The organism is Streptomyces sp. GQFP, from assembly GCF_021545335.1.
Classification (GTDB): Bacteria; Actinomycetota; Actinomycetes; order Streptomycetales; family Streptomycetaceae; genus Streptomyces.
Map to the genome: position 1 here is coordinate 6,777,790 of NZ_CP089312.1, position 24,372 is coordinate 6,802,161.

Here is a 24,372-nt window from a genome sequence, read left to right on the forward strand (position 1 = left end):
GCGGGTCCGTCGTGGCTGGTCGCGCAGTTCCCCGCGCCCCTTTGGGGCGCGGGTGAACCGCGCCTGACTTCGCGCGGACCCTGTTTTGCCAAAGCGGAAGGCGCCCTGCCGACGGTCCCCCCACGGGCCGGCGTACAGGGCGCCTTCCCATGTCCCGGTGCGGATTCCCCCCACGGGATCCGGCCGGGCGTTCGAGAGGACAGCGCCTGAATTCGCTATCACTGGTATGCAGGCTGCCGAAGCTGCCGTTGTGTTGAGCAGAACGAGCAAAACTCGTCGCACTCCTGCTGTGTGCGGTCTGCCGGGACGCGCACGCTGGGGTGGGCCGCTCAAGCTTCCCGGTGTACGTGTCCCGGCAACGCATTTCCGAGGACGTCCCCCAAGACATCCTCAGACGTCAGCCAACGCCCCCCAAGACGCTGTCTGACATCGCCAACTTAGACCTTCGAAGCCCTTCGATGGTTACCTTCACAGCACTGTGATCTGCGTCTCTCGCATTTGTCCTTCGGATACGCCAGATCCCGGTTGTCGCGACCGGGACCCCAGCGTAAGGATGATGCGGGAGCCTTGTGAAGAGCTTATGTGAGGCTCGCGTTGGACTCCATAGGCTCTTTGACAACGACTTGGGCATACTCACGGTAACTTCGGGCAGATCCCGGCTGCCCTCAGCGGAACGTACGCAGTCGGAGGCTGTTCGTCACCACGAACACCGACGAGAACGCCATCGCGGCCCCCGCGATCATCGGATTGAGCAGTCCGGCGGCGGCCAGCGGCAGCGCGGCCACGTTGTAGCCGAAGGCCCACAGCAGGTTGCCCTTGATGGTCGTGAGCGTCTTCCGGGACAGCCGGATGGCGTCGGCGGCCACCCGCAGATCCCCGCGCACGAGTGTCAGATCGCTCGCCTCGATCGCCGCGTCCGTGCCCGTACCCATCGCCAGGCCCAGATCTGCGGTCGCCAGCGCCGCCGCGTCGTTGACCCCGTCGCCGACCATCGCGACGGCGCGCCCCTCGTCCTGCAGCCGCCGTACGACGTCGACCTTCTCCTCGGGCAGCACCTCGGCGATGACATCCGCGGAGTCGATCCCGACGGCCTTCGCGACCGCCTCCGCGACCGCCCGGTTGTCCCCGGTCAGCAGCACCGGCGTGAGCCCCAGAGCGCGCAGCTCGCGCACGGCCTCGGCGCTGGTCTCCTTGACCGCGTCGGCGACGGTGAGGACACCGCGTGCCACCCCGTCCCAGGCCACCACGACGGCCGTACGTCCGCCGCTCTCGGCCTCGGCCTTCGCGCGGGCCAATTCCTCCGGGAGCGGCTCCGACAGCCCGTCCACGAGCCGCCCCACGGCCACCTCGTGGCCGTCCACCCGCCCTCGTACGCCCCGCCCCGGCACGTTCTCGAAGGACGCGACCTCCGGCAGCGCCCCGACCCGTTCCTCCGCCCCCGCCGCGATCGCCCGCGCGACCGGATGCTCGGAGGCGTGTTCGAGGGCGCCCGCGAGTCGCAGTACCTGCTTCTCGTCGGCGCCCTCGGCGACGTACACCTCCTGGAGAGTCATACGTCCCGTCGTCACCGTGCCCGTCTTGTCCAGGACGATCGTGTCGACGCGGCGCGTGGACTCCAGGACCTCGGGGCCCCTGATGAGGATGCCGAGCTGCGCCCCGCGCCCGGTGCCGACCATGAGCGCGGTCGGCGTGGCGAGCCCCAGCGCACAGGGGCAGGCGATGATCAGCACGGCGACGGCGGCGGTGAAGGCGGAGACGGTCTCGCCCGTGACCCCGAGCCAGACCCCGAACGTACCGACGGCGATCAGCAGCACCACCGGGACGAAGATCCCGGAGATCCGGTCGGTGAGCCGCTGCACCTCGGCCTTGCCGTTCTGCGCGTCCTCCACCAGCCGGGCCATCCGCGCGAGTTGGGTGTCCGCGCCGACCCGGGTGGCCTCGACGACCAGCCGGCCCCCGACGTTCACGGTCGCACCGGTGACGGCGTCCCCGGCACCGACATCGACCGGCACGGACTCGCCGGTCAGCATCGAGGCGTCGACCGCAGAGACACCCTCGACGACGGTGCCGTCGGTGGCGACCTTCTCGCCGGGCCGTACGACGAACCGGTCCCCGATCGCCAACTCACCCACGGGAACGCGCACTTCACGCCCACCGCGCAGCACGGAGACGTCCTTGGCACCGAGTTGCATCAGCGCACGCAATGCAGCACCCGAACGCCGCTTGGCGCGGGCTTCCAGATAACGCCCGAGAAGGATGAACGCGACGACTCCGGCGGCGACTTCGAGATAGATCTCGGAGGCACCACCGGCGCCGGCCCGGGAGGCGGTGAACGAAAAACTCTCCCGCACCCCCATCCCGTCCATGCCGTCCATCCCGGGCATCGCGGCTCTGCCCGCGTCGCCCCAGAACAGTGCCCACAGGGACCAGCCGAAAGCGGCGAGCGTACCGACCGACACCAGGGTGTCCATCGTGGCCGCGCCGTGCCGCGCGTTGGTGAACGCGGCCCGGTGGAACGGCAGTCCGCCCCAGACGACGACCGGCGAGGCGAGCGTCAGCGCGAGCCATCGCCAGTTGTCGAACTGGAGCGCGGGAATCATGGACATCAGGACGACGGGCGCGGCGAGCAGGGCGGAGACGAGGAGCCGCTGCCGGAGCGCGCCCAACTCGGGGTCGTCGTCACGCTCGGCAGGAGCCGCCGCCACCGGTACCGGTGGCGGCGGCTCCTCGGCGGTGTACCCCGTCTTCACGACGGTGGCGATCAGATCGCCGACCCCGACCCCGTCGGCGTACGAGACCTTGGCCTTCTCCGTCGCGTAGTTGACCGTCGCGGAGACGCCCTCCATACGGTTGAGCTTCTTCTCGACGCGGGCCGCGCACGAGGCGCAGGTCATCCCGCCGATGGCCAGCTCGACCTCGTAGGGAGTGGCTATAGGGGTGCCGGTGCCGGTGCTGATCATGGTGGCCGCGCCCGTCCGTCCGTACGGTCAGACCCGGCCGGCCAGCTCGAAGCCCGCCTCGTCCACCGCGGCGCGGACGGCGGCCTCGTCGAGCGGGGCCTCGGACACGACGGTGACCTCACCGGTGGCGGCGACGGCCTGCACGGAGGTCACCCCGGCCAGCTCCGAGATCTCGCTCGACACCGAGCCCTCGCAGTGCCCGCAGCTCATTCCGGTCACCTGGTAGACGGCGGTGACGGAACCCTGGGTGTCGGTCTGAGCGGTCATGTCGTTGCTCCTCTGCGAAGTGTCGTCGGGGGCGTCATCGTGGCGCACAAGCCCTGTGACCCCACTGGCCCCTTGTGAGTCTCACCCTACTATACCCCTGGGGGGTACTTCACTCGTGACAGTGGCAAGATCTCCGGTACGAGAGACGGCGACTGCGAAGGCGAGGGGCCCATGCGTGCGGTGGTGTTCGAGCGGTACGGGGAGTCGGCCGAGGTACGGGAGGTGCCGGACCCGGTGCCCGCGCCGCACGGCGTCGTGGTGCGCGTCGAGGCCACCGGGCTGTGCCGCAGCGACTGGCACGGCTGGATGGGCCACGACTCCGACATCGCGCTGCCGCACGTGCCGGGCCATGAACTCGCGGGTGTCGTCGAGGCGGTCGGCGCCGGAGTGACCGGCTGGCGTTCCGGCGACCGGGTGACGGTCCCCTTCGTCTGCGCCTGCGGAAGCTGCCCGTCGTGCGCGGCCGGGGACCAGCAGGTGTGCGAGCGGCAGACCCAGCCGGGGTTCACGCACTGGGGTTCGTTCGCGGAGTTCGTGGCGCTGGACCACGCCGACGTGAACCTGGTCGCCGTACCGGAGGGCATGTCCTACGCCACGGCGGCCTCACTGGGCTGCCGGTTCGCGACGGCGTACCGCGCGGTCGTCCAGCAGGGCCGGGTGGCGGCGGGGGAGTGGGTCGCGGTGCACGGGTGCGGCGGGGTTGGCCTGTCGGCGGTGATGATCGCGGCGGCGGCCGGGGCGAGGGTGGTCGCGGTGGACGTGTCACCCGGGGCCCTGGAGTTGGCGCGGAAGTTCGGCGCGGTGGAGTGCGTGAACGCGGCGACGACGGGCGACACGGCAGCGGCGGTACGCGACCTGACGGGCGGCGGCGCCCACGTGTCCCTGGACGCACTCGGCTCACCGGTAACCTGCGCGTCCTCGGTGAACAGCCTGCGCCGCAGAGGCCGCCACGTCCAGGTGGGCCTGCTGCCGTCTTCCGAGGGCACGACCCCGGTCCCGATGGCCCGCGCGATCGCCCTGGAACTCGAACTCCTGGGCAGCCACGGCATGGCGGCCCACACCTACCCGCCGATGCTGGAACTGGTCCGGGCGGGTGTACTACGCCCGGACCTCCTGGTCACGTCCACGATCCCCCTGACGGAATCCCCGACGGCCCTGGCGGAGATGGGCACGGCGTCGGGGGCGGGGGCGACGGTGATCGAGCCGTGGCGCTGAACCAGATTCACCTCGCCCCCGCCGGACGGGCTGGGTATTTCAGCCCGTCCGGCGTTTGAGGACGAGCGCGTTCAGCGCGACAAGGGGGGTCTGGGGGCGCAGCCCCCAGGGATGGGAACGGGTAGGGGCGGCGGGGGCGAAAGAAACCCTGCTCAGTCGTCTCTTCGGCCCCGGTTCCCCGGCCGCGCCGCGACCCACGCCCGCACAGTATCCGCGTACCAGAAGGGCTTCCCGCTCTCCACATGGTCGGGCGGGGGCAGCAGGCCGTGCTTGCGGTACGAGCGGACGGTGTCCGGCTGGACGCGGATGTGTGCGGCGATCTCTTTGTACGACCAGAGCCGTCGGTCGGTCATCGGTGCACCTCCCTGCGCGCGTCACGGGGTCGGCCAGGGTCGGCCGTCGGGGGAGCCGGACGCGGCGCTTGGCGATCACAAGGCCTTTGCCCGGTGAACACCCTGCGGTGACCCTGGGTAATCGACTGTTGACGTGGCGTAGCGAAGAACCCGCGTACGCGCGACATGTGTGACGAGAGGGGGTTGTTTGTGACGCGAGTGCCACAAAGGCGCACGCCCGCAGACCGGAGTGGTGAGTTGACCTGCGGGTGTACGCCCAGTAGGAGGAGCGGGGAACTGCGCGACCAGCCACGACGGGCCCCGCAGCCGCCCGACTACCCCTTACCGTCCCGCCCGTGGAGCGTTACGCCCCGCAAGATCGAAGAAACGCCCGAGTCCGCTGCGCGATAGGCAGCGGAGCGTCCGGCTCGCACGGATACATGTCCTGCTCGACGATCGCGAACAGCTCCACGTCCAGCTTCTGCGCGGCAGCCAGCACCGGACCCAACTCCGGTACGCCGGCCGGCGGCTCGCACATCACGCCGCGGGCGACCGCCGGACCGAACGGGACCTCGTTCGCCCGTACGTCCGCGAGGATCTCAGGGTCGACCTGCTTGAGGTGGAGGTACCCGATCCGCTCGCCGTAGGTCTCGATCAGCTTGACGCTGTCGCCGCCGCAGTAGGCGTAGTGGCCCGTGTCCAGGCACAGCGAGACGAGCGACGAGTCGGTGCCGTCGAGGAAGCGTGTGACGTTCGCCTCGCTGTCGATGTGGGTGTCGGCGTGCGGGTGGACGACGATCTGCAGGCCGTACCGCTCCCGCACCTCGTGGCCCAGCCGCTCGGTCAGCGAGGTGAGGTTTCGCCACTGCTCGGGCGTCAGCGTGTCCGGCTCCAGCACCTCGCCGGTCTTGTCGTCCCGCCAGAAGGACGGGATGACCACCAGGTGGGACGCCTCCATGGCCTGCGCGAGCACCGCGTTGTCCGCGACGTGCGCCCAGGTCTTCTCCCAGACGGACTCGCCGTGGTGCAGCCCGGTGAAGACCGTGCCGGCGGACACCTTCAGGCCGCGCTTGGCCGTCTCCTCGGTGAGGACGGCGGGGTCGGTCGGCAGGTACCCGTACGGGCCCAGCTCGATCCACTCGTACCCGGACTGCGAGACCTCGTCGAGGAAGCGCTGCCAGGGAACCTGCTTGGGGTCGTCCGGGAACCACACGCCCCAGGAGTCGGGCGCCGAGCCGATCCTGATGCGCGACAGCGGGGATCCCGACGGGGAGGAAGGGGACTGAGGCGACAACGTAGTCATGGGCGCCAGCTTCAGCCGATGCCGGGACGCGTGTCAAGGTCTGGTCCGAATGTCCGGACAAAGTATTGACAGGGCTCCGGGAGGCGGGCTAGACCTGACTGCGAGCCGCTGTGTCGCGAAGTGATGCGAAGAGACACGAAGAGACGCGAAGAGAACCGAGGGGAAGTCGATGGCGTACGACCTGATCACCATGGGGCGGATCGGAGTGGACCTGTATCCACTGCAGACCGGTGTGCCGCTCGCCCAGGTGACGTCCTTCGGAAAGTTCCTCGGCGGATCGGCGACGAACGTCGCGGTCGCCGCGTCCCGCCTCGGGCGGAGCACCGCGGTGATCACGCGGACCGGCGACGACGCCTTCGGCCGGTATCTGCACGACGCCCTGCGCGACTTCGGCGTCGACGACCGCTGGGTCACGTCGGTCCCCGGGCTCAACACCCCGGTCACGTTCTGCGAGGTGTTCCCGCCGGACGACTTCCCGCTGTACTTCTACCGCCAGCCCAAGGCGCCGGACCTCGAGATCGACGCCCACGAGCTGGACCTGGACGCGGTCCGCGAGGCGAAGATCTTCTGGGTGACGGGCACCGGCCTGAGCGAGGAGCCCAGCCGCACGGCGACCCTGGCCGCCCTCAGCCACCGCGCCAAGTCCGGTACGACGGTCTTCGACCTCGACTGGCGCCCCATGTTTTGGAAGAACCCGGAAGAAGCCCGACCGTTCTACGTCGAGGCCCTCCGCCACACCACCGTCGCCGTCGGCAACCTGGACGAGGTCGAGGTGGCGACCGGTGTACGCGAGCCGCACGCCGCCGCCCGCGCCCTCCTCGACGCCGGGGTCGAACTGGCGGTCGTCAAGCAGGGCCCGAAGGGTGTTCTCGCGGTCAACAGCAAGGGTGAGAGCGCCGAGGTGCCCCCGCTCCCGGTGACCGTCCTCAACGGCCTCGGCGCCGGCGACGCCTTCGGCGGCTCCCTCTGTCACGGCCTCCTCGAAGGCTGGGAGCTGGAACGCATCATGCGCCACGCCAACGCGGCCGGCGCGATCGTCGCCTCCCGCCTGGAGTGCTCGTCGGCGATGCCCACCCCGACCGAGGTCGAGGCGGCACTGGCGGCGGGGGCGGTTCTGTGAGCGCCACCGCACCGGCCGGCAACGGCACCAACCCCCTTGCCACTCCTGCCCCCCTCACCCCGCTCGCCCCCGTCGACATCTCCGCCCTCGCCACCACCCGCGCCCGTCACCCCGAGGCCATCGCGGAAGCCGCCGCCCGCCGGACCCGGCGCCCCCTCCTCGGCGACTCCGGCCGGCTGATGATCGTCGCCGCCGACCACCCGGCCCGTGGCGCCCTCGGGGTCGGCAACCGCAAGCTGGCCATGGCCAACCGGGCCGACCTGCTCGAACGCCTGTGCCTCGCCCTGTCCCGCCCCGGTGTCGACGGTGTCCTCGCGACCGCCGACATCCTGGACGACCTGCTGCTCCTCGGCGCGCTCGACGGCAAGGTCGTCATGGGGTCGATGAACCGCGGCGGCCTCTCCGGCGCCACCTTCGAGCTCGACGACCGCTTCACCGGCCACCGCCCCGAGGACATGGCCCGCCTCGGCTTCGACGCCGGCAAGCTCCTCGTACGCATCGACTACGACGACCCGGGCTCCCTCACCACCCTGGAGTCCACGGCCCACGCGATCGACGCGATGGCGGAACGCCAACTCCCGCTCTTCGTCGAGCCGTTCATCAGCAGGCGCGGCCCCGACGGCAAGGTCCGCAACGACCTCTCCGCCGAGGCCGTCACCAAGTCCATCGCCATCGCCTCGGGCCTGGGCGGCAGTTCGGCGTACACCTGGCTGAAGGTGCCCGTCACGGAGAACCCGGACGACATGGCCGAGGTCATGCAGACCTCCGCTCTGCCCGCCGTGCTCCTCGGCGGCGAGGTCGGGGACGACCAGGAGGGCGCGTACGAGAAGTGGCGCGGCGCGCTCCAACTCCCCACCGTCCAGGGCCTGGTGGTCGGCCGCTCGCTGCTGTACCCGGCGGACGGCGATGTCACCGCAGCCGTGGACACCGCCGTCGGACTTCTGTGAGGCGCGCGATGACCGGCGGCAGCGACAACAGCCTTTACGTCGGACGCGGCACCTCCGCGAACGCGCAGTACGCCGTCGACATCGACCCCAAGCGGGCCGGCTGGACCCACAGCAGTCTGCGCGTCGTCGAGTTGGCGCCCGGCGGTACGCATATGTTCACCACCGGTGACAGCGAGTGGATCGTACTGCCGCTCAATGGCGGCTGTACGGTGCAAGTAGAGGACGGCACGGCGCACGACGAGTTCCAACTCCTGGGCAGGGAAAGCGTGTTCGCGTCGGTCTCCGACTTCGCGTACGTACCCCGCGACGCCCGGGCACAGATCGCCTCCGGCGCGGGAGGCCGCTTCGCCCTGGCAGGAGCGAAGTGCGGGCGACGACTCCCCGCTCGCTACGGCCCCGCGCCGGAGGTCCCCGTCGAAGAGCGCGGCAGCGGCAGCCAGTTGAGGCACGTCCGCAACTTCGCCTCGGCCGACGCCTTCGACTGCGACAAGCTGATCGCGGTCGAGGTCATCACTCCCGGCGGCAACTGGTCCTCGTACCCGCCGCACAAGCACGACGAGCAAGTGCCGGGCGTGGAAGCGGAGTTGGAGGAGATCTACTACTTCGAGATCGACGGCCCGAACGGTTTCGGCTATCAGCGCGTATCCCCTTCCCGTGAGGGCGGATCCGACGTCCTCGCGGAGGTCCGCTCCGGCGACGCCGTCCTCGTACCCGACGGATGGCACGGTCCGTCCATCGCCCAGCCCGGTCACGACATGTACTACCTCAACGTCATGGCGGGGCCGGGTGAGACGAGGGAATGGCGGATCTGCTTCCACCCGGACCATACGGAGGGATACCGATGACGGTGCAGACCTCGACGACGAGGCTCACGGTCGCGCAGGCGCTCGTACGCTTCCTGGCCGCCCAGTACACCGAACGGGACGGCGTCCGCCGCCGGTTGATCGAGTCCACCTGGGGCATCTTCGGCCACGGGAACGTCGCCGGCCTCGGCCAGGCGCTCATCGAGTACGGCGCCGAGATGCCGTTCCACCAGGGCCGCAACGAACAGTCCATGGTGCACGCGGCAGTTGGCTACGCGCGTCAGTCCAACCGCCTCTCCACGCAAGCCGTGACGACGTCGATCGGCCCCGGCGCGACCAACCTGGTCACCGGCGCCGCGCTCGCCACGATCAACCACCTCCCGGTCCTGCTCCTCCCCGGCGACGCCTTCGCGACCCGCCCGGCGGACCCGGTCCTCCAGCAGCTCGAAGTCCCGTACGCCGGCGATGTGTCGGTCAACGACTGCCTGCGCCCGGTGTCGAGGTACTTCGACCGCGTGACGCGCCCCGAGGCGCTGATCCCGGCCGCGCTGCAAGCAATGCGCGTGCTGTCGGACCCCGTCGAAACGGGTGCCGTAACTCTCGCTCTCCCGCAGGACGTTCAGGCCGAGGCGTACGACTGGCCGGACGAGTTCTTCGCCGACCGCGTGTGGCACGTACGCCGTCCGGCCGCCGACCCCGACGAACTGACGGAGGCGGTACGGGCGATCCGCGCCGCCCGCCGCCCCCTGATCGTCGCGGGCGGCGGAGTCCACCACAGCCGCGCCGAGGACGTGCTGGCGGAGTTCGCCGCCGCGACCCGCATCCCCGTCGCCTCCACCCAGGCCGGCAAGGGCTCCCTCCACTACCTCCACCCCCAGGACGTGGGCGGCATCGGCCACACGGGAACGGCGACGGCGGACGAACTCGCGCGCCTGGCAGACCTGGTGATAGGCGTGGGCACCCGCTACACGGACTTCACCACGGCGTCCAACACCCTGTTCGCGTCGCCGGACGTCCGCTTCCTGAACCTCAACATCGCCCCGTACGACGGCCACAAGCTGTCCGCCACCACGCTGATCGCGGACGCCCGCAGCGGCCTGCAGCAGCTGACGGAGGCGCTGGCGCTGCACGAGCACCGCGTCGCGGACGGGTACGTGAGCGAGTACACCGAGGACAAGGACCGCTGGGAACAGCGCGTCGACGCCGCCTACGAGGCCGACGAGCCGGACGTACGACCGACGCAGTCGCAGGTCCTGGGCGCGCTGGACGAGATCGCCGACGAGTCGGACGTGATCATCAACGCGGCCGGCTCGCTCCCCGGTGACCTGCACAAACTCTGGCGCGCCCGATCGAGGGACCAGTACCACCTGGAATACGGCTACTCCTGCATGGGGTACGAGATTCCGGCCGCGATCGGTGTGAAGCTGGCGGCGCCCGAGCGTCCCGTATGGGCGCTGGTGGGCGACGGCACGTACCTGATGATGCCGACGGAGATCGTGACGGCCGTACAGGAGGGGATCGCGATCAAGCTCCTCCTGGTCCAGAACCACGGCTACGCGTCCATCGGCGGACTGTCGGAGTCGGTGGGCGGCGAGCGCTTCGGCACCGCCTACCGCTACCAGTCGGACGACGGTACGTACACGGGTGCTCCGCTGCCCGTGGACCTGGCCGCCAACGTGGCGAGCCTGGGCATGCGCGTCCTGCGCGCGAAGACGGTACGGGGGCTGCGGGCGGCGCTCGCCGAGGCCCGTGCCGCCGACACTCCCACTTGTGTCTACGTCGAGACGGAAACGGCAGACACAGTGTCGGGCCCGCCTCCGGCGCAGGCCTGGTGGGATGTTCCTGTGGCCGAGACCGCGACCCGCCCGTCGGCGGTCAAGGCACGTGAGCTGTACGAACGGCACGTCTCCAACCGACGCCGCCATCTGTGAAGGAGAACCTGGGCATGACGAAGATCGTCAACCACTGGATCGGCGGCAAGACCGTCGAGGGCGCGTCGGGCACGTACGGGCCGGTCACCGACCCCGCGACCGGCGCGGTCACCACGAACGTGGCCTTCGCGACCGTCGACGAGGTCGACGCGGCGGTAGCGGCGGCCAAGGACGCGTACGCGACGTGGGGCAAGTCGTCCCTGGCCAAGCGGAGCACCATCCTCTTCAAGTTCCGCGCGCTGCTGGACGCCAACCGCGACGCGATCGCCGAGCTGATCACGGCGGAGCACGGCAAGGTCCACTCCGACGCCCTCGGCGAGGTCGCCCGAGGCCTGGAGATCGTCGAGTTGGCCTGCGGCATCACCGTGCAGCTGAAGGGCGAGCTGTCGACGGAGGTGGCGAGCCGTGTCGACGTCTCGTCCATCCGCCAGCCCCTCGGCGTCGTCGCGGGCATCACGCCGTTCAACTTCCCGGCCATGGTGCCGATGTGGATGTTCCCCATCGCCATCGCGTGCGGCAACACCTTCGTCCTGAAGCCGTCCGAGAAGGACCCGTCGGCGGCGATGAAGCTGGCCGAACTGCTGGCCGAGGCAGGCCTGCCGGACGGCGTCTTCAACGTGGTCCACGGCGACAAGGTGGCGGTGGACCGCTTGCTGGAGCACCCGGACGTCAAGGCGGTCTCCTTCGTAGGCTCAACTCCCATCGCCCGCTACATCCACACCACGGCCTCGGCGAACGGCAAGCGGGTCCAGGCCCTGGGCGGCGCCAAGAACCACATGCTGGTCCTGCCCGACGCCGACCTCGACGCGGCGGCCGACGCCGCGGTGTCGGCGGCCTACGGCTCGGCGGGCGAGCGCTGCATGGCGATCTCGGCGGTGGTGGCGGTGGGCGCGATCGGCGACGACCTCGTGCAGAAGATCCGCGAGCGCGCCGAGAAGATCAAGATCGGCCCCGGCAACGACCCGACGTCCGAGATGGGCCCCCTGATCACCAAGGTCCACCGGGACAAGGTGGCGTCATACGTCACGGGCGCGGCGGCGGAAGGCTCCGAGGTCGTCCTGGACGGCAGCGGCTTCACGGTCGAGGGCTTCGAGGACGGCCACTGGATCGGCATCTCGCTCCTGGACAAGGTCCCGACGACGGCGAAGGCCTACCAGGACGAGATCTTCGGCCCGGTCCTGACGGTCCTGCGGGTGGACACGTACGAGGAGGGCCTGGCCCTCATCAACGCCTCCCCCTTCGGCAACGGCACCGCGATCTTCACCCGGGACGGCGGCGCCGCCCGCCGCTTCCAGCTGGAGGTCGAGGCCGGCATGGTCGGCGTCAACGTCCCGATCCCGGTCCCGGTGGGCTACCACTCCTTCGGCGGATGGAAGGACTCGTTGTTCGGCGACCACCACATCTACGGCAACGACGGCACCCACTTCTACACCCGGGGCAAGGTAGTCACGACCCGCTGGCCGGACCCGGCGGACGGTCCGTCGGGCGTGGACCTGGGCTTCCCGCGGAACCACTGAGCCCGACCCGCTGTACGCCGGTGCCCCGTCTCCCTTCCGGAGGCGGGGCACCGGCGTACACGCGTCACCGTCCGAACTCCCAGCTCACCACCGCACACACCCCGTCGTCCTTCCCACCCGCACTCCGATAGGTCGCGAGGGCGACGTCGTTGTCGGTGTCGACGAGCACCCACATCCCATAGCAGCCGAGTTCGCGGCTCTGCCCCGCCAGCCGCCGGACCAGGGCCCGCCCGATCCCCCTGCGCCGGTACGGCTCGGCCACGCCCAGCTCGTACAGGAGCATCTCCGCCCCCTTGTCCGGGTGGATCGTCTCGATGCCGCTCACAAAGCCGACGGGGGCGGATTCGGCCATCTCGTAGGCCAGATACAGGTGATGGCCGGCGGACATCAGGAAGCGTTCCGCCCACTCCGTGCGGACCGGGTGGTCGAAGAGGTGTTCGGCGGCGGCCACCTCGGCGACCGTCATAGCGCGGCGAATCTCCGCAGACCGATTCTGCATGTGCCCGTTCGTACCACGGCTGGTGTACGCGAGGCATGTGTCGTACGCCTCCAGGATGGCCGGAGGTTCCGACCGGTGGTTGCCCCGGATGTCAGTGGAGGCCCGTACCGTTGACGCATGGATCTTCGAATGCCCGGACTGCGAGGAGCGCGGCCCCGGCGGCCGCGACGGCTGATCGCCGTCGCGGCCGCCGCCGTCGTCCTGCTCGCCGGTGCCGGTACGTGGACGGCCGTCGCCTCCGACGACGCGCCCGCGGTGCACCGCGCCGACCGGGTCATGGACGTCAGCGGCGGGGTGCGCATCGACACGTCGTACTTCACGGCGGGGTCGAGCAAGGACCGCCGCCCCGCCGTCCTGCTCGCGCACGGCTTCGGCGGCAGCAAGGACGACCTGCGCGACCAGGCCCAGGACCTCGCCCGTGACGGGTACGCGGTACTGACCTGGTCCGCGCGCGGCTTCGGCAGAAGCACCGGCAAGATCGGGCTGAACGACCCGAAGGCCGAGGTCGCCGACGTGTCGAAGCTCATCGACTGGCTGGCCGCGCGGCCGGAGGTCCAGCTCGACAAGAAGGGCGACCCGCGCGTCGGCATGGCCGGCGGGTCCTACGGCGGCGCCATCTCGCTGCTCGCCGCCGGGTACGACCAACGGGTCGACGCCATCGCCCCGGCCATCACCTACTGGAACCTCTCGGACGCCCTCTTCCCGAACGGCGTCTTCAAGAAGCTGTGGGCCGGCATCTTCTTCAACACCGGCGGCGGCTGCGCCAAGTTCGAGACGCAGCTCTGCGAGATGTACCAGCGGGTCGCCGAGTCAGGGCAGCCCGACGCCGCAGCGGTGAAGCTCCTCGACGAGCGCAGCCCCGAAGCCGTCGGCGACCGCATCAAGGTGCCCACCCTGCTGATCCAGGGCCAGACCGACTCCCTCTTCCCGCTCGGCCAGGCCGACGCCGCCGCCAAGGCGATCAAGGCCAACGGCGCACCCGTGGACGTCGACTGGATCTCCGGCGGCCACGACGGCGGCGACATGGAGTCCTCCCGCGTCCAGTCCCGGGTCGAGTCCTGGTTCGACCGCTACCTCAAGGACGACAAGGGCGCCGACACCGGCTCCGCGTTCCGCGTCACCCGTACCCTCGGCTCCGGCTCGGGCGACGGCGAGACCCGCCTCGCCGGTACGACCGACGACACCTACCCGGGCCTGGAGAGCGACCCGCGGTCGATCGCCCTCACCGGACGCGAGCAGACCTTCGAGAACCCGGCCGGCGCCAGCCCGCCCGCCGTGTCGGCCCTGCCCGGCCTCGGCGCCGGCGGCGGCCTCTCCCAGCTGTCCTCGCTCGGCGTCAGCATCTCCCTCGACTTCCCCGGCCAGTACGCCGCGTTCGAGTCGAAGCCCGTCGCGGACGACCTGCAGATCACCGGCTCGCCCACGGCCACGGTCCATGTGAAGTCGACCAGCGAGGACGCCGTCCTGTTCGCCAAGGTGTACGACGTCGGCGCGGACGGTCGCTCCCAGGTCCTGCCCTCCCAGCTCGTCGAGCCCATCCGGGTCGAGGGCGCCAAGGCCGGCAAGGACGTGAAGCTCACCCTCCCGGCCATCGACTACGAACTCGACGACGGCCACCGCCTCCGCCTGGTCCTCGCCTCCACCGACCTCGGCTACGCCTCCCCGCTGACCCCGGCGACGTACACCGTCTCCCTCAAGGGCGACCTGGAGGTGCCCACGCCGCTCGGCCGCGCCGACCGCACGGACGTCCTGCCCGCCTGGGTCTGGTACCTGCCGATCGCCGGCGCCCTGATCGCGGCTCTCCTGCTCATCACCGGCCGCCGCCGGATCGTCACCCCGGCCCCCGACCCCGCGCTCGCCGAGGTCCCGCTCCAGATCACCGACCTGAGCAAGAGGTACAAGAACGGCGACCGCTACAGCGTCCGCGATCTCACCTTCACCGTGGAGAAGGGCCAGGTCCTGGGCCTGCTCGGGCCGAACGGCGCGGGCAAGACCACGACCCTGCGCATGCTGATGGGCCTGATCCAGCCGGACGCCGGCCAGATCCGCGTCTTCGGCCACACGATCGTGCCGGGCGCCCCGGTACTCTCCCGCGTCGGCGCCTTCGTCGAGGGCGCGGGCTTCCTCCCGCACCTGTCCGGCCGGGAGAACCTGGAGCTGTACTGGGCGGCCACCGGCCGCCCGACCGAGGACGCCCACCTGGACGAGGCCCTGGAGATCGCCGGCCTCGGCGACGCCCTGGCCCGCGCGGTCCGCACCTACTCCCAGGGCATGCGCCAGCGCCTCGCCATCGCCCAGGCCATGCTCGGCCTGCCCGACCTCCTCATCCTCGACGAACCGACCAACGGCCTCGACCCGCCGCAGATCCGCGAGATGCGCGAGGTGATGATCCGGTACGCGGAGGCCGGCCGTACGGTCATCGTCTCCAGCCACCTCCTCGCGGAGGTCGAGCAGACCTGCACGCACCTGGTCGTCATGGACCACGGCAAGCTCGTCCAGGCGGGCCCCGTCAGCGAGATCGTCGGCTCCGGCGACACGCTGCTGGTCGGCACGTCCGAGCCCGTGGACGAACCCCTCGTCGAGAAGATCGCCGCCCTGCCCGGCGTCGACTCGGCCGTCCGCGCCGACGGCGGCCTGGTGGTCCGCCTCGACACCGACGGCAACGCCCGCCGGCTGGTCGCCGAACTCGTCCGGCTGGAGGTCCCCGTGGAGTCGGTCGGCCCGCACCGCCGCCTCGAAGACGCCTTCCTCACCCTGATCGGAGAGTCCGCATGAGCACGCTGGCCGAGCGTGCCGAGCACGCAGAACCCGCACAGCCCGCAGACCCCGCGGGACCTGGACCCGTAGAGGTCGCCGACGGCTACCGCGCGGGCCGTACCCTGCCCTTCCGGGTCGAGCTGGTCCGGCAGCTGAAGCGCCGCCGCACCATGGTCATGGGCGGCATCCTGTTCGCCCTGCCGTTCGTGCTGCTGATCGCCTTCCAGGTCGGCGGCACGCCCGGCGAGGGCGGCAACCGGGTGAACCTGATGGACACGGCCACCGCGTCCGGCGCGAACTTCGCCGCGGTGAACCTGTTCGCCGCGGCGGGCTTCCTGCTCGTCATCCCCGTCGCGCTGTTCTGCGGCGACACGGTCGCCTCGGAGGCCAGCTGGTCCTCCCTGCGCTACCTCCTCGCCGCTCCCGTGCCACGCGCCCGGCTGCTGTGGTCCAAGCTCGCCGTCGGACTCAGCCTCAGCCTGGCGGCGCTCGTGCTGCTGCCGGTCGTCGCGCTCGCCGTCGGCTCGGCGGCGTACGGCTGGGGACCGCTGGAGCTGCCCACCGGCGGTGAGATCGCCCCGGGCACCGCCGCGCAGGCCCTGCTGATCACCGTGGCGTACATCTTCGTGTCCCAACTGGTCACCGCCGCCCTGGCGTTCTGGCTCTCCACGAAGACCGACGCCCCGCTCGGCGCGGTCGGCGGCGCCGTCGGCCTCACCATCGTCGGCAGCGTCCTCGACGAGGTCACCGCCCTCGGCGACTGGCGCCACTTCCTGCCCACGCACTGGCAGTACGCCTGGCTGGACGTCGTCAACCCGAACCCCGACTACACCGACATGATCCAGGGCGTCTCCATCTCGGTAACGTACGCCCTGGTCCTGTTCGCCCTGGCCTTCCGGGGTTTCGCCCGCAAGGACGTCGTCTCCTAGGTCACCGGAGGATCACCCACCGGTCTCGGAGGCCGCCCCTCGTGGCCACTTCGAGATCCATCCGCAACACCCCGTACCGCACATTCCGGCCCCCTTCGCCGTCACAGTCACAGAAGTTGACGTCGGCCGACGTCAACCGACGGAGGGGGCACGGCAGATGGAGCGGAACCGAATACGGAAACTGCACAGTGCGCTGATCGCGCTGACAGCCGCGAGCGGCCTGCTGCTCACCGGATGCAGCGGGGGTGTCGGCGAGAGCAGCGGCGACAGCGGCCAGGGCTACGGCCAGAGCGGAAAGCAGGACTCCGGCGGCGGCTCGGGAGGCTACGCGCCCTCCGTCCCCGACGGCTCCGGCGAGCAGCAGGACGGCGACGGGAGCGCACGCGAAGGCGCCACGGAAGGGGAGACGGAGGGCGAGACAGAAGGCGAGTTCGCCCCGTCCCCCGACTACCTCTCCACCTTCGCCCTCGACGTCGACACCGCCTCGTACGGCTACGCGCGCCGCACCCTCGCCGACGGCCGCCTCCCCGACCCGTCGACGGTCCGGCCGGAGGAGTTCGTCAACAGCTTCCGCCAGGACTACGAACGCCCCGACGGCAACGGCTTCTCGGTCACCGTCGACGGCGCCCGCACCGAGCGCGAGGACTGGTCCCTGGTCCGCGTGGGCCTGGCCACCCGCACCTCCGGCCGCGAGGGCGAACGCCCGCCCGCAGCGCTCACGTTCGTCATCGACATCTCCGGTTCCATGGCCGAGCCCGGCCGCCTCGACCTCGCCAAGGACTCCCTCGGCGTGATGACGGACCAACTGCGCGACGACGACTCCGTCGCGATCGTCACCTTCAGCGACGAGGCCGAGACGGTCCTGCCGATGACCCGCCTCGACGAGAACCGGGACCAAGTCCACGACGCGATCGACGACTTGGAGCCCACCGAGTCGACCAACCTCGGCGCAGGAGTCCGCACGGGTTACGCCACAGCGGTGGAGGGCCTCCGAGAGAACGCCACCAACCGCGTAGTACTGGTCTCGGACGCACTGGCCAACACAGGCGACACAGACGCGGACAGCATCCTCGACCGCATCTCCGACGCCCGCCGCGAACACGGCATCACCCTCTTCGGCGTGGGCGTCGGCAGCGACTACGGCGACGCCCTGATGGAACAGCTCGCCGACAAGGGCGACGGCCACACCACCTACGTCTCGAACGAGACCGACGCCCGCAAGGTGTTCTGCGAGCAACTCCCGCGCAACATCGACCTCACGGCCCGCGACGCCAAGGCCCAGGTCGCCTTCGACCCGGAGACGGTCGCCGAGTTCCGCCTGATCGGCTACGACAACCGCCGCGTCGCCGACGACGACTTCCGCGACGACAGCGTGGACGGCGGAGAGGTGGGCCCCGGCCACACGGTCACCGCCCTGTACGCCGTCCGCACCAAGCAGTCCGCCTCGGGCCACCTCGCCACAGCAACGGTCCGCTGGCAGGACCCCGAAACCCGCGAACCCCACGAGGAATCAGGCCAGTTGGAGTCCAACACCCTGAACGACACCCTCTGGGACGCCCCGCCCCGCTTCCAGGTAACAGCGCTGGCCGCATACTTCGCCGACGCCCTACGCAGGGGCGACGACCGCTGGCCCACCCTCCCAGCAGCCCCAACCCTGGGCGAACTGTCCGAGAGGGCCCACGATGTGGCGGACACAACAGAGGACAAGGCGGTACACCAACTGGCAGAGGCCATAGACCAGGCGAGGCGATACAAGGACTGAACGGTGCTGGTGAACTCCGGGTGCGACCGGCGCCCCTTCAGGGGCGCGGGGAACTGCGCGACCAGCCCCCACCGGCCCGCAGCCAAACAACCACCCCCCGACCGAACCTCCGTGACCAGATCAGGCCGCTCGACAGGCCGCAGCTCAGGATGCGCGTCCCAACGCGCATACAACCGTTCCTGTGGACTGGGCGGAAGTGCGTCCGTTCAGCCGCGCGCCCCGAACGGTCTTGGGCGAGCTGGTCCCCGGCGTTCTCGACCCCGGGGCGGCGACACGCATCGTGTGCGTGGTCCGGGCCCGGGAGGCCAGCCTGATGCCGTACCCGGTGTCCCAGGTCGCACGACCACGTTAGCTAATTCGACCTCGTACGTACTCCCTGTCTGTTCCTGCACAACCCATTGAACTTCCGCTACGCCCAAGTAACTTGACTCGAACTCAGGAGGACCAAGACCACCACCGGGAGCCGGCGACATGGGCGTACGCAAGGACCTGAAGCAGGCGAAGCGCCGCACCGATCTGGCGGCCCGCCACCGGATCGACTTGGTCCGCGACGAGCGGACCGGCACCGTCCGCGAGGCGAGTGCCGCCCCGATGGTGGCAGCCCCCACCACGGGCAGCACCGCCGACCTGCCCTACACCAACGCAGCCGAGACCCCCGACGAGGTGATCCTGCGCCGCCGCGCCGAAGACGGAACCTGGCACCCGATCACAGCAGCCGCCTTCGCCGCCGAAGTCACCGCCACCGCAAAGGGGTTGATCGCGGCGGGCCTCGAACAGGGCGGCCGGGTCGCGGTGATGTCCCGTACCCGCTACGAGTGGACGGTCCTGGACTTCGCGATCTGGGCGGCCGGCGGCCAGACCGTCCCCGTCTACGCCACCTCGTCCGCAGCCCAAGTGGACTGGATCGTAAGGGACTCGGGGGCCCGTCTGGTCGTCACGGAAACGCCCGACAACACGGCCACCGTCACCACCGGCACGGCAGCCCACCCCCAACCCCCGCGCATCCTCACCCTGGACGAGGGCGCGATGGCCCAACTCGCCGCCCTGGGCCGGGACTTGCCGGACGAGGAGGTGACCAAACGACGCACCGCCCTCACCCCCGACACCACCGCCACCATCTGCTACACCTCCGGCACCACCGGCCGGCCGAAGGGTTGCGTCCTCACCCACGCCAACCTGCACAACGAGGCCGCGAACGTAGTCGAGTTGCTGCACCCGATCTTCAAGGAGGTCACCGGCCAGACCGCCTCCACCCTCCTTTTCCTCCCCCTCGCCCACATCATGGGCCGGGCCCTTCAGATCGGCTGTCTGATGGCCCGTATCGAGATCGGCCACTTCCCGAGCATCAGGCCCGACGAACTCCGCCCGGTACTGCGGGAGTTCAGGCCGACCTTCCTGGTCGGCGTCCCGTACCTCTTCGAGCGCATCCACGCCACCGGCCGAGCGACCGCCGAGAAGATGGGCCGCGCGGCCTCCTTCGACCGCGCCCATCGCATCGGCGTCCGCTTCGCCGAGGCGTACCTGGAGAAGTTCCTCGCGGCAGGCGGCAAAGCAGCCAAGGGCCCCGGGCCGTCCCTCTACGCGGCCTGGGCCCTGTACGACCTGCTCGTGTACCGCCGTATCCGCAAGGAGCTGGGCGGACGCATGCGGTACGCCATCAGCGGCGGCTCCCCGCTCGACCGCGACCTCAGCCTCTTCTTCTACGCCGCCGGAATCATCGTCTACGAGGGCTACGGCCTCACCGAGACGACCTCCGCCGCCACCCTCGTCCCACCCCTGGCCCCTCGCCCCGGCACGGTCGGCCTCCCCGTCCCCGGCACCGCCGTCCGGATCGCCGACGACGGAGAGGTCCTCGTCAAGGGCGGGGTCGTCTTCGGCGCCTACTGGAACAACCCGGCGGCGACGGAAGCGGTACTGAGCAGCGACGACTGGTTCGCGACCGGCGACCTCGGCGCCCTCGACGACGACGGTTACCTCACCATCACGGGCCGCAAGAAGGACATCATCGTCACCTCGGGAGGCAAGAACGTCGCCCCGTCCGTCCTGGAGGACCGGCTGCGCAGCCGAGCCCCGGTCGGCCAGTGCATGGTCGTCGGCGACAACCGCCCCTTCGTCGCCGCCCTGATCACCCTCGCCCCCGACTCCGTCGCCCACTGGCTGGCGGTACGGGGGATGCCCGCCGACACCCCCATGTCCGAGGTGATCGGCGACCCCCGGATGCGCGCCGACGTTCAGCGGGCCGTGGACCACGCCAACGCGGCGGTCTCCAGGGCCGAGTCGATCCGCGCCTTCACCCTGGTCGAGGGCGAGTTCACCGAGGACAACGGCCAGCTCACCCCGTCCCTCAAGGTCAAACGCCATGCGGTACGGGAGGCGTACGCGGCCGAGATCGAGGCCCTGTACAGCAAGTGACTGACATGGCCCCGTAGAAAGGCCGAACGGCGGGCCACCGGAGAACCGGTGACCCGCCGCCGCAACTGAGCGGGGAGGCTCAGTGGTTGCCGGCGCCGTTGCCGGACAGCACGGGGATGTCGCTGAGGATGTGCGACAGCGGCTCGTCGCCCTTGGCCTGCGTCGAGTTCTCGACACACTGCTGGTTCTGCGGAGCCGACAGGATCGGGATGTCCTGGACGGCGATCGGAACCACGCCGAGGACGGAACCGACGTTGAGCTTGGCCGGGAGGCCGATGCAAGGCTTGTTCAGCGAACCCTGGACCAGCGAGAGCTGCGGGCTCATGTCACCGAACGTGGCCGAGTTGCCGAACTCCTGCTCGGCGCCGTTGCCGCTGATGGACTTGGTGCCACCGTCATCGGCGATCGCCAGGGCCTGGGGCGCTGCCGTGGCCGAGATACCGGCGACGGAGGCGGCGAGGGCCGCGGTTGCCCACAGCTTCTTCATGTTCATTCCCTTTCGAAAAGCGGACTCCGGTGAGGAGCTGCGTGATCGTCAACGGCCGAACCCCGGCCGGGGTTGCGGTGAATGCCCCGATTGGCCCAGCGTGCGAGGTGTACGAGCGGCCGTCCGGGGGAACGGGGGCCGCCTCCCTCCCGACGGGAACGAGAACGACCGGACCTGCTCAGGGGCACGCCAGCCGGTGCCCGCGCACCGGCACGTCCTTCCCGAACACCGGCGGATCGGCGGGCCGGGGATCCGTGCCCGCCGCGATCAGCGGCCGGTCCTCGCGCACCTTGGTGAACATCGCCTTCGCCTTCGCGTCGTGCCAGCGCAGCGTCGAACCGATGCCGTCCCTCGGCGGGTTGAACCCGGCGACCGGCACGGTGGCGAACTCCGTCCGCGTGGCAGGCACCTTGCTCAGCGTCGACGCGAGCGTGACCAGCGCCTTCACGCCGTCCTTCCCGAAGCCCTGTTCGACCTTGGCCGGACCGAGCAGCGTCCGGGCGACCCGGCCCATGAGGACGGGGTCGGTGAGCACCTTCCGGGCGGTCAGCTGCTCCAGCGCCGCGACCAGGAACCGCTGCTGGCGCTGGATCCGTCCCAGGTCGGCACTCCGGTCGACCTTCCGCGAGCGGACGTACTGCAAGGACTGCCCGCCCTTGAGCAGATGCCGTCCCGGCGCCAGATTCAGCTTGGTCTTGGGGTCCTTGAGCCGCCGCGCGGTGCACACCTCGACCCCGCCGACCTGGTCGACGGCGTCGATGAACCGCCGGAAGTCGAGCTGCAGATACTGCTCGACACTCACCCCGGTCGCCGCCTCCACCGTACGCTCGACGAGGCTCGCACCACCCTCCGCGTACGCGCCGTTGAGCTTCGCGGGATGCGCGGGGCGCTGCCGTCCGGACGGCGTGGCCCGGTACGCGGGAATCGTGGCGAAGGAGTCGCGCGGCAGACCGATCACGCTGACGCGGTCGCGCCCCGCGGACACATGGATGAGCATCATCACGTCCGCGCAGTTACAGGGGACGCCGCCCGCGTGGAACTTGCGGCGCTCCTTCTCGGTGATGGTGCTGCGGCCGTCCGTACCCAGCAGCAGGATGTCGGTGCCCTTGGCCGGGGCGGCACCGCCCACGGGGGTCAGCGGCGGCTGCTCGGGCGTACCGCAGCCGATGGCGGTCGCCGCGCACAGCACCGCGACACCGCACAGCCGGGACAACCGGGATGGCTGGGCAGGACGGGAAAACCGGAACAAAGGGTGTCTCGTCGTCACCTGACGCAACGTAGGCCAGCGGGCCGCCGAGAATTCGGCGGCCCGCTGGTGGAGGCTCGAAGAGAGCCCGGACGTACGTCCGGCTCAGTTGTCGCCGGTGGTACTGGTGTTGCCGGTCACTTGTTGCCCACGCCGTTGCCGGACAGGACCGGGATGTCGCTGAGGATGTGCGACAGGGGCTCGTCGCCCTTGGCCTGCGTCGAGTTCTCGACACACTGCTGGTTCTGCGGGGCCGACAGAACGTTGATGTCCTGGACGGCGATCGGCACCAGGCCGATGAGGGAACCGGCGTTGACCTTGGCGGGCAGACCGATGCAGGGCTTGTTGAGGGAGCCCTGGATGAGCGCCATCTGGGGGCTCATGTTGCCGTACGTGGCGGAGTTGCCGTACTTCTGGATGGCGCCGTTGCCGCTGGTGGACGTCGTGCCACCGTCGTTCGCGATCGCCATCGCCGGGGTCGCCACCGCAGCGGAGGCACCGACGACGGAAGCGGCGATCGCCGCAGCAGCCATAACCTTCTTGATCACTTGCAAGTCCCTTCTGAAGAAACCCCGTCCACCGGAGCCGTTCTGATCAACTGCCCTTCGACGCGCATGGTTGCTGCCATTCACTCGGATGGCCCATAACGGCCAACCGGGTGAAGCGGCGAAACCAATCCCCGCCCATCCGGTTGAAGCGGGAGCAGGAACGTGTGTCTCTGCCAGGAAAGGAAAGCGAAATGCTGAAGAAGGCAATGGCCGCGGCGGCGGTAGCCGCATCCGTCGTCGGAGTCTCGGCGGCGACCGCCCCCCAGGCGCTTGCCACAGCGGACGACGGCGGCACCACGTCCGTCAGCGGGAACGGGGCGGTCTCGAAGTTCGGCAACTCCCTGACCAAGGGCGACATGAGCCCCCAGATGAGCCTCGCGCAGGGTTCCCTCAACAAGCTCTGCGTCGGTCTGCCCGTCAAGGGCAACGTGGGCTCCCTCGTGGGCATTCTCGTCCCGGTCGCCGTCCAGGACATCCCGATCCTGTCGGCCCCGCAGAACCAGCAGTGCGCCGAGAACTCGACGCAGGCCAAGGGTGACGAGCCGCTGTCGCACGTCCTCAGCGACATCCCGGTCCTGTCCGGCAACGGCATCGCCAACAGCTGATCTGTCGCCCTCGGCTGACCGGTCGTCAACGGTCGTCCGGTCGGCCGCGGAAGCGACCCGAGCAGCCCCCGCACCGTGTGCGGGGGCTGCCCGCGTTTTCCGCGTCTCCCCGAGTCCCGAATTTCTTCAGCCTTTCGTGTGGACCGTGTTTTCCGCTGCTTCGGGGCGTTCGAGTGAATTACCCGCCGGATCACGTTCCGTAGTTTCTTCGGCTGTCTATCTCTCGTTTTACAACTGCCGGTCATGGTGCGAGCCGTTCATGTGTGCTCGCTCGGTTTCGGCCGACATAAGGGCATGACCGCAGAGAAGGGAAACTTCATGAAGAAGAGCGTTGCTGTCATCGCCGGCGCGATCATGGCGCTCGGAATGGCCTCCCCGGCGTTCGCGGACGCCGAGGCCGAGGGCTTCGCCGCCCACTCCCCGGGGGTGCTCTCCGGCAACGTGATCCAGGTTCCCGTCCACGTTCCGATCAACGTGTGCGGCAACTCGATCAACATCATCGCGCTGCTGAACCCGGCGTTCGGCAACACCTGCGTCAACAACTGAGGTCGTCGCACCTGCCGTTCGGCGGTGTCTGGGCCGGTCTTGGATTGCCTCTCGGTGCCAAGGCCGGCTTTTTCTCACCTCTCCCATTAGAAAGATAATCAGAATGCGACCGACTCTGAGCAGGGGGATGGTCGTGGCGGCCGCCGCGACGAGCCTCTTGACCCTGTACGGCATTCCGGCCCTCGC

General features: G+C 70.1%; 20 protein-coding genes and 1 pseudogene. 12 read left to right on the top strand and 9 right to left on the bottom strand.

Annotated features, from left to right (window positions below; all coding sequences use genetic code 11):
* Positions 1-665: 665 nt before the first annotated feature.
* Both LUX31_RS30560 and LUX31_RS30565 read right to left on the bottom strand, forming a co-directional pair.
* The gene (locus LUX31_RS30560; protein WP_235478531.1) at positions 666-2,960 is read right to left on the bottom strand and encodes a heavy metal translocating P-type ATPase; all 2,295 of its coding nucleotides are present in this window, start codon (positions 2,958-2,960) and stop codon (positions 666-668) included.
* A 27-nt stretch (positions 2,961-2,987) separates the two neighbouring features.
* Positions 2,988-3,227: a heavy-metal-associated domain-containing protein gene (locus tag LUX31_RS30565; RefSeq protein WP_235478532.1), complete on the bottom strand. Its 240-nt coding sequence runs from the start codon at positions 3,225-3,227 to the stop codon at positions 2,988-2,990.
* A gap of 171 nt (positions 3,228-3,398) precedes the next feature.
* Here LUX31_RS30565 and LUX31_RS30570 point away from each other — a divergent pair, with 171 nt between their 5' ends.
* Positions 3,399-4,442: a zinc-dependent alcohol dehydrogenase family protein gene (locus LUX31_RS30570; RefSeq protein ID WP_235478533.1), complete on the top strand. Its 1,044-nt coding sequence runs from the start codon at positions 3,399-3,401 to the stop codon at positions 4,440-4,442.
* Between the two features lie 152 nt (positions 4,443-4,594).
* Here LUX31_RS30570 and LUX31_RS30575 read toward each other — a convergent pair whose 3' ends face one another.
* Together LUX31_RS30575 and LUX31_RS30580 are read right to left on the bottom strand one after the other, a co-directional pair.
* On the bottom strand, positions 4,595-4,795 hold the full coding sequence (locus tag LUX31_RS30575) for a helix-turn-helix transcriptional regulator (RefSeq protein WP_019056510.1): 201 nt from the start codon (positions 4,793-4,795) through the stop codon (positions 4,595-4,597).
* 343 nt (positions 4,796-5,138) lie between these two features.
* The gene (locus LUX31_RS30580; protein WP_235478534.1) at positions 5,139-6,077 is read right to left on the bottom strand and encodes a sugar phosphate isomerase/epimerase family protein; all 939 of its coding nucleotides are present in this window, start codon (positions 6,075-6,077) and stop codon (positions 5,139-5,141) included.
* Positions 6,078-6,246: 169 nt separating this feature from the next.
* On the opposite strand from LUX31_RS30580, the gene iolC reads away from it, so the two are divergent.
* From iolC to mmsA, 5 genes are all read left to right on the top strand, one after another.
* Complete coding sequence (gene iolC, locus LUX31_RS30585) at positions 6,247-7,197, top strand: 5-dehydro-2-deoxygluconokinase (RefSeq protein ID WP_235478535.1); 951 nt, start codon at positions 6,247-6,249, stop codon at positions 7,195-7,197.
* A gap of 77 nt (positions 7,198-7,274) precedes the next feature.
* A complete protein-coding gene (locus tag LUX31_RS30590; protein WP_235480115.1) occupies positions 7,275-8,144 on the top strand; it encodes a Cgl0159 family (beta/alpha)8-fold protein in 870 nt (289 codons plus the stop codon).
* Between the two features lie 8 nt (positions 8,145-8,152).
* Positions 8,153-8,989, top strand: a complete 837-nt coding sequence (iolB, locus tag LUX31_RS30595; protein ID WP_235478536.1) for a 5-deoxy-glucuronate isomerase — start codon at positions 8,153-8,155, stop codon at positions 8,987-8,989.
* Complete coding sequence (gene iolD, locus LUX31_RS30600; protein ID WP_235478537.1) at positions 8,986-10,878, top strand: 3D-(3,5/4)-trihydroxycyclohexane-1,2-dione acylhydrolase (decyclizing); 1,893 nt, start codon at positions 8,986-8,988, stop codon at positions 10,876-10,878. Before iolB ends, iolD begins: the two co-directional genes overlap by 4 nt.
* Positions 10,879-10,892: 14 nt before the next feature.
* Complete coding sequence (mmsA, locus tag LUX31_RS30605; RefSeq protein ID WP_235478538.1) at positions 10,893-12,395, top strand: CoA-acylating methylmalonate-semialdehyde dehydrogenase; 1,503 nt, start codon at positions 10,893-10,895, stop codon at positions 12,393-12,395.
* A gap of 64 nt (positions 12,396-12,459) precedes the next feature.
* Here mmsA and LUX31_RS30610 read toward each other — a convergent pair whose 3' ends face one another.
* Complete coding sequence (locus LUX31_RS30610) at positions 12,460-12,894, bottom strand: GNAT family N-acetyltransferase (protein ID WP_235478539.1); 435 nt, start codon at positions 12,892-12,894, stop codon at positions 12,460-12,462.
* 117 nt (positions 12,895-13,011) lie between these two features.
* Between LUX31_RS30610 and LUX31_RS30615 the strand changes: the two genes are divergently transcribed.
* From LUX31_RS30615 to LUX31_RS30625, 3 genes are all read left to right on the top strand, one after another.
* Complete coding sequence (locus tag LUX31_RS30615) at positions 13,012-15,669, top strand: alpha/beta fold hydrolase (RefSeq protein WP_235478540.1); 2,658 nt, start codon at positions 13,012-13,014, stop codon at positions 15,667-15,669.
* Complete coding sequence (locus LUX31_RS30620; protein WP_235478541.1) at positions 15,666-16,580, top strand: ABC transporter permease; 915 nt, start codon at positions 15,666-15,668, stop codon at positions 16,578-16,580. The genes LUX31_RS30615 and LUX31_RS30620 overlap by 4 nt, the downstream gene beginning before the upstream one ends.
* Before the next feature lie 157 nt (positions 16,581-16,737).
* The gene (locus LUX31_RS30625) at positions 16,738-18,342 is read left to right on the top strand and encodes a vWA domain-containing protein (RefSeq protein WP_235478542.1); all 1,605 of its coding nucleotides are present in this window, start codon (positions 16,738-16,740) and stop codon (positions 18,340-18,342) included.
* A 101-nt stretch (positions 18,343-18,443) separates the two neighbouring features.
* On the opposite strand, the pseudogene LUX31_RS38000 reads toward LUX31_RS30625, so the two are convergent.
* Positions 18,444-18,524: pseudogene (locus LUX31_RS38000) on the bottom strand (chorismate mutase); the annotation flags it as partial.
* Positions 18,525-18,813: 289 nt separating this feature from the next.
* Between LUX31_RS38000 and LUX31_RS30630 the strand changes: the two are divergent.
* A complete protein-coding gene (locus LUX31_RS30630) occupies positions 18,814-20,754 on the top strand; it encodes an AMP-dependent synthetase/ligase (RefSeq protein WP_235478543.1) in 1,941 nt (646 codons plus the stop codon).
* A 79-nt stretch (positions 20,755-20,833) separates the two neighbouring features.
* On the opposite strand, the gene LUX31_RS30635 is transcribed toward LUX31_RS30630, so the two are convergent.
* From LUX31_RS30635 to LUX31_RS30645, 3 genes are all read right to left on the bottom strand, one after another.
* Entirely contained in the window at positions 20,834-21,241 is a 408-nt protein-coding gene (locus LUX31_RS30635) for a rodlin (protein WP_235478544.1), read from the bottom strand.
* A gap of 178 nt (positions 21,242-21,419) precedes the next feature.
* Positions 21,420-22,454, bottom strand: a complete 1,035-nt coding sequence (locus tag LUX31_RS30640; RefSeq protein WP_235478545.1) for an LCP family protein — start codon at positions 22,452-22,454, stop codon at positions 21,420-21,422.
* 170 nt (positions 22,455-22,624) lie between these two features.
* Positions 22,625-23,035, bottom strand: coding sequence for a rodlin (locus LUX31_RS30645; RefSeq protein WP_235478546.1), 411 nt, complete (start codon positions 23,033-23,035; stop codon positions 22,625-22,627).
* Positions 23,036-23,226: 191 nt separating this feature from the next.
* Here LUX31_RS30645 and LUX31_RS30650 point away from each other — a divergent pair, with 191 nt between their 5' ends.
* Together LUX31_RS30650 and LUX31_RS30655 are read left to right on the top strand one after the other, a co-directional pair.
* Positions 23,227-23,640: a rodlin gene (locus tag LUX31_RS30650; protein WP_235478547.1), complete on the top strand. Its 414-nt coding sequence runs from the start codon at positions 23,227-23,229 to the stop codon at positions 23,638-23,640.
* A 294-nt stretch (positions 23,641-23,934) separates the two neighbouring features.
* Positions 23,935-24,186: a chaplin gene (locus LUX31_RS30655; protein WP_235478548.1), complete on the top strand. Its 252-nt coding sequence runs from the start codon at positions 23,935-23,937 to the stop codon at positions 24,184-24,186.
* Positions 24,187-24,372: the final 186 nt, after the last annotated feature.

Coding starts and splice junctions, on each gene's coding strand:
- LUX31_RS30575 (WP_019056510.1), bottom strand. CDS start 4,795: ATGACCGACCGACGGCTCTGGTCGTACAAAGAGATCGCCGCACACATC.
- LUX31_RS30565 (WP_235478532.1), bottom strand. CDS start 3,227: ATGACCGCTCAGACCGACACCCAGGGTTCCGTCACCGCCGTCTACCAG.
- LUX31_RS30655 (WP_235478548.1), top strand. CDS start 23,935: ATGACCGCAGAGAAGGGAAACTTCATGAAGAAGAGCGTTGCTGTCATC.
- LUX31_RS30635 (WP_235478544.1), bottom strand. CDS start 21,241: ATGAAGAAGCTGTGGGCAACCGCGGCCCTCGCCGCCTCCGTCGCCGGT.
- LUX31_RS30610 (WP_235478539.1), bottom strand. CDS start 12,894: ATGCAGAATCGGTCTGCGGAGATTCGCCGCGCTATGACGGTCGCCGAG.
- LUX31_RS30650 (WP_235478547.1), top strand. CDS start 23,227: ATGCTGAAGAAGGCAATGGCCGCGGCGGCGGTAGCCGCATCCGTCGTC.
- LUX31_RS30560 (WP_235478531.1), bottom strand. CDS start 2,960: ATGATCAGCACCGGCACCGGCACCCCTATAGCCACTCCCTACGAGGTC.
- mmsA (WP_235478538.1), top strand. CDS start 10,893: ATGACGAAGATCGTCAACCACTGGATCGGCGGCAAGACCGTCGAGGGC.
- iolC (WP_235478535.1), top strand. CDS start 6,247: ATGGCGTACGACCTGATCACCATGGGGCGGATCGGAGTGGACCTGTAT.
- LUX31_RS30625 (WP_235478542.1), top strand. CDS start 16,738: ATGGAGCGGAACCGAATACGGAAACTGCACAGTGCGCTGATCGCGCTG.
- iolD (WP_235478537.1), top strand. CDS start 8,986: ATGACGGTGCAGACCTCGACGACGAGGCTCACGGTCGCGCAGGCGCTC.
- LUX31_RS30580 (WP_235478534.1), bottom strand. CDS start 6,077: ATGACTACGTTGTCGCCTCAGTCCCCTTCCTCCCCGTCGGGATCCCCG.
- LUX31_RS30630 (WP_235478543.1), top strand. CDS start 18,814: ATGGGCGTACGCAAGGACCTGAAGCAGGCGAAGCGCCGCACCGATCTG.
- LUX31_RS30570 (WP_235478533.1), top strand. CDS start 3,399: ATGCGTGCGGTGGTGTTCGAGCGGTACGGGGAGTCGGCCGAGGTACGG.
- LUX31_RS30620 (WP_235478541.1), top strand. CDS start 15,666: ATGAGCACGCTGGCCGAGCGTGCCGAGCACGCAGAACCCGCACAGCCC.
- LUX31_RS30615 (WP_235478540.1), top strand. CDS start 13,012: ATGGATCTTCGAATGCCCGGACTGCGAGGAGCGCGGCCCCGGCGGCCG.
- iolB (WP_235478536.1), top strand. CDS start 8,153: ATGACCGGCGGCAGCGACAACAGCCTTTACGTCGGACGCGGCACCTCC.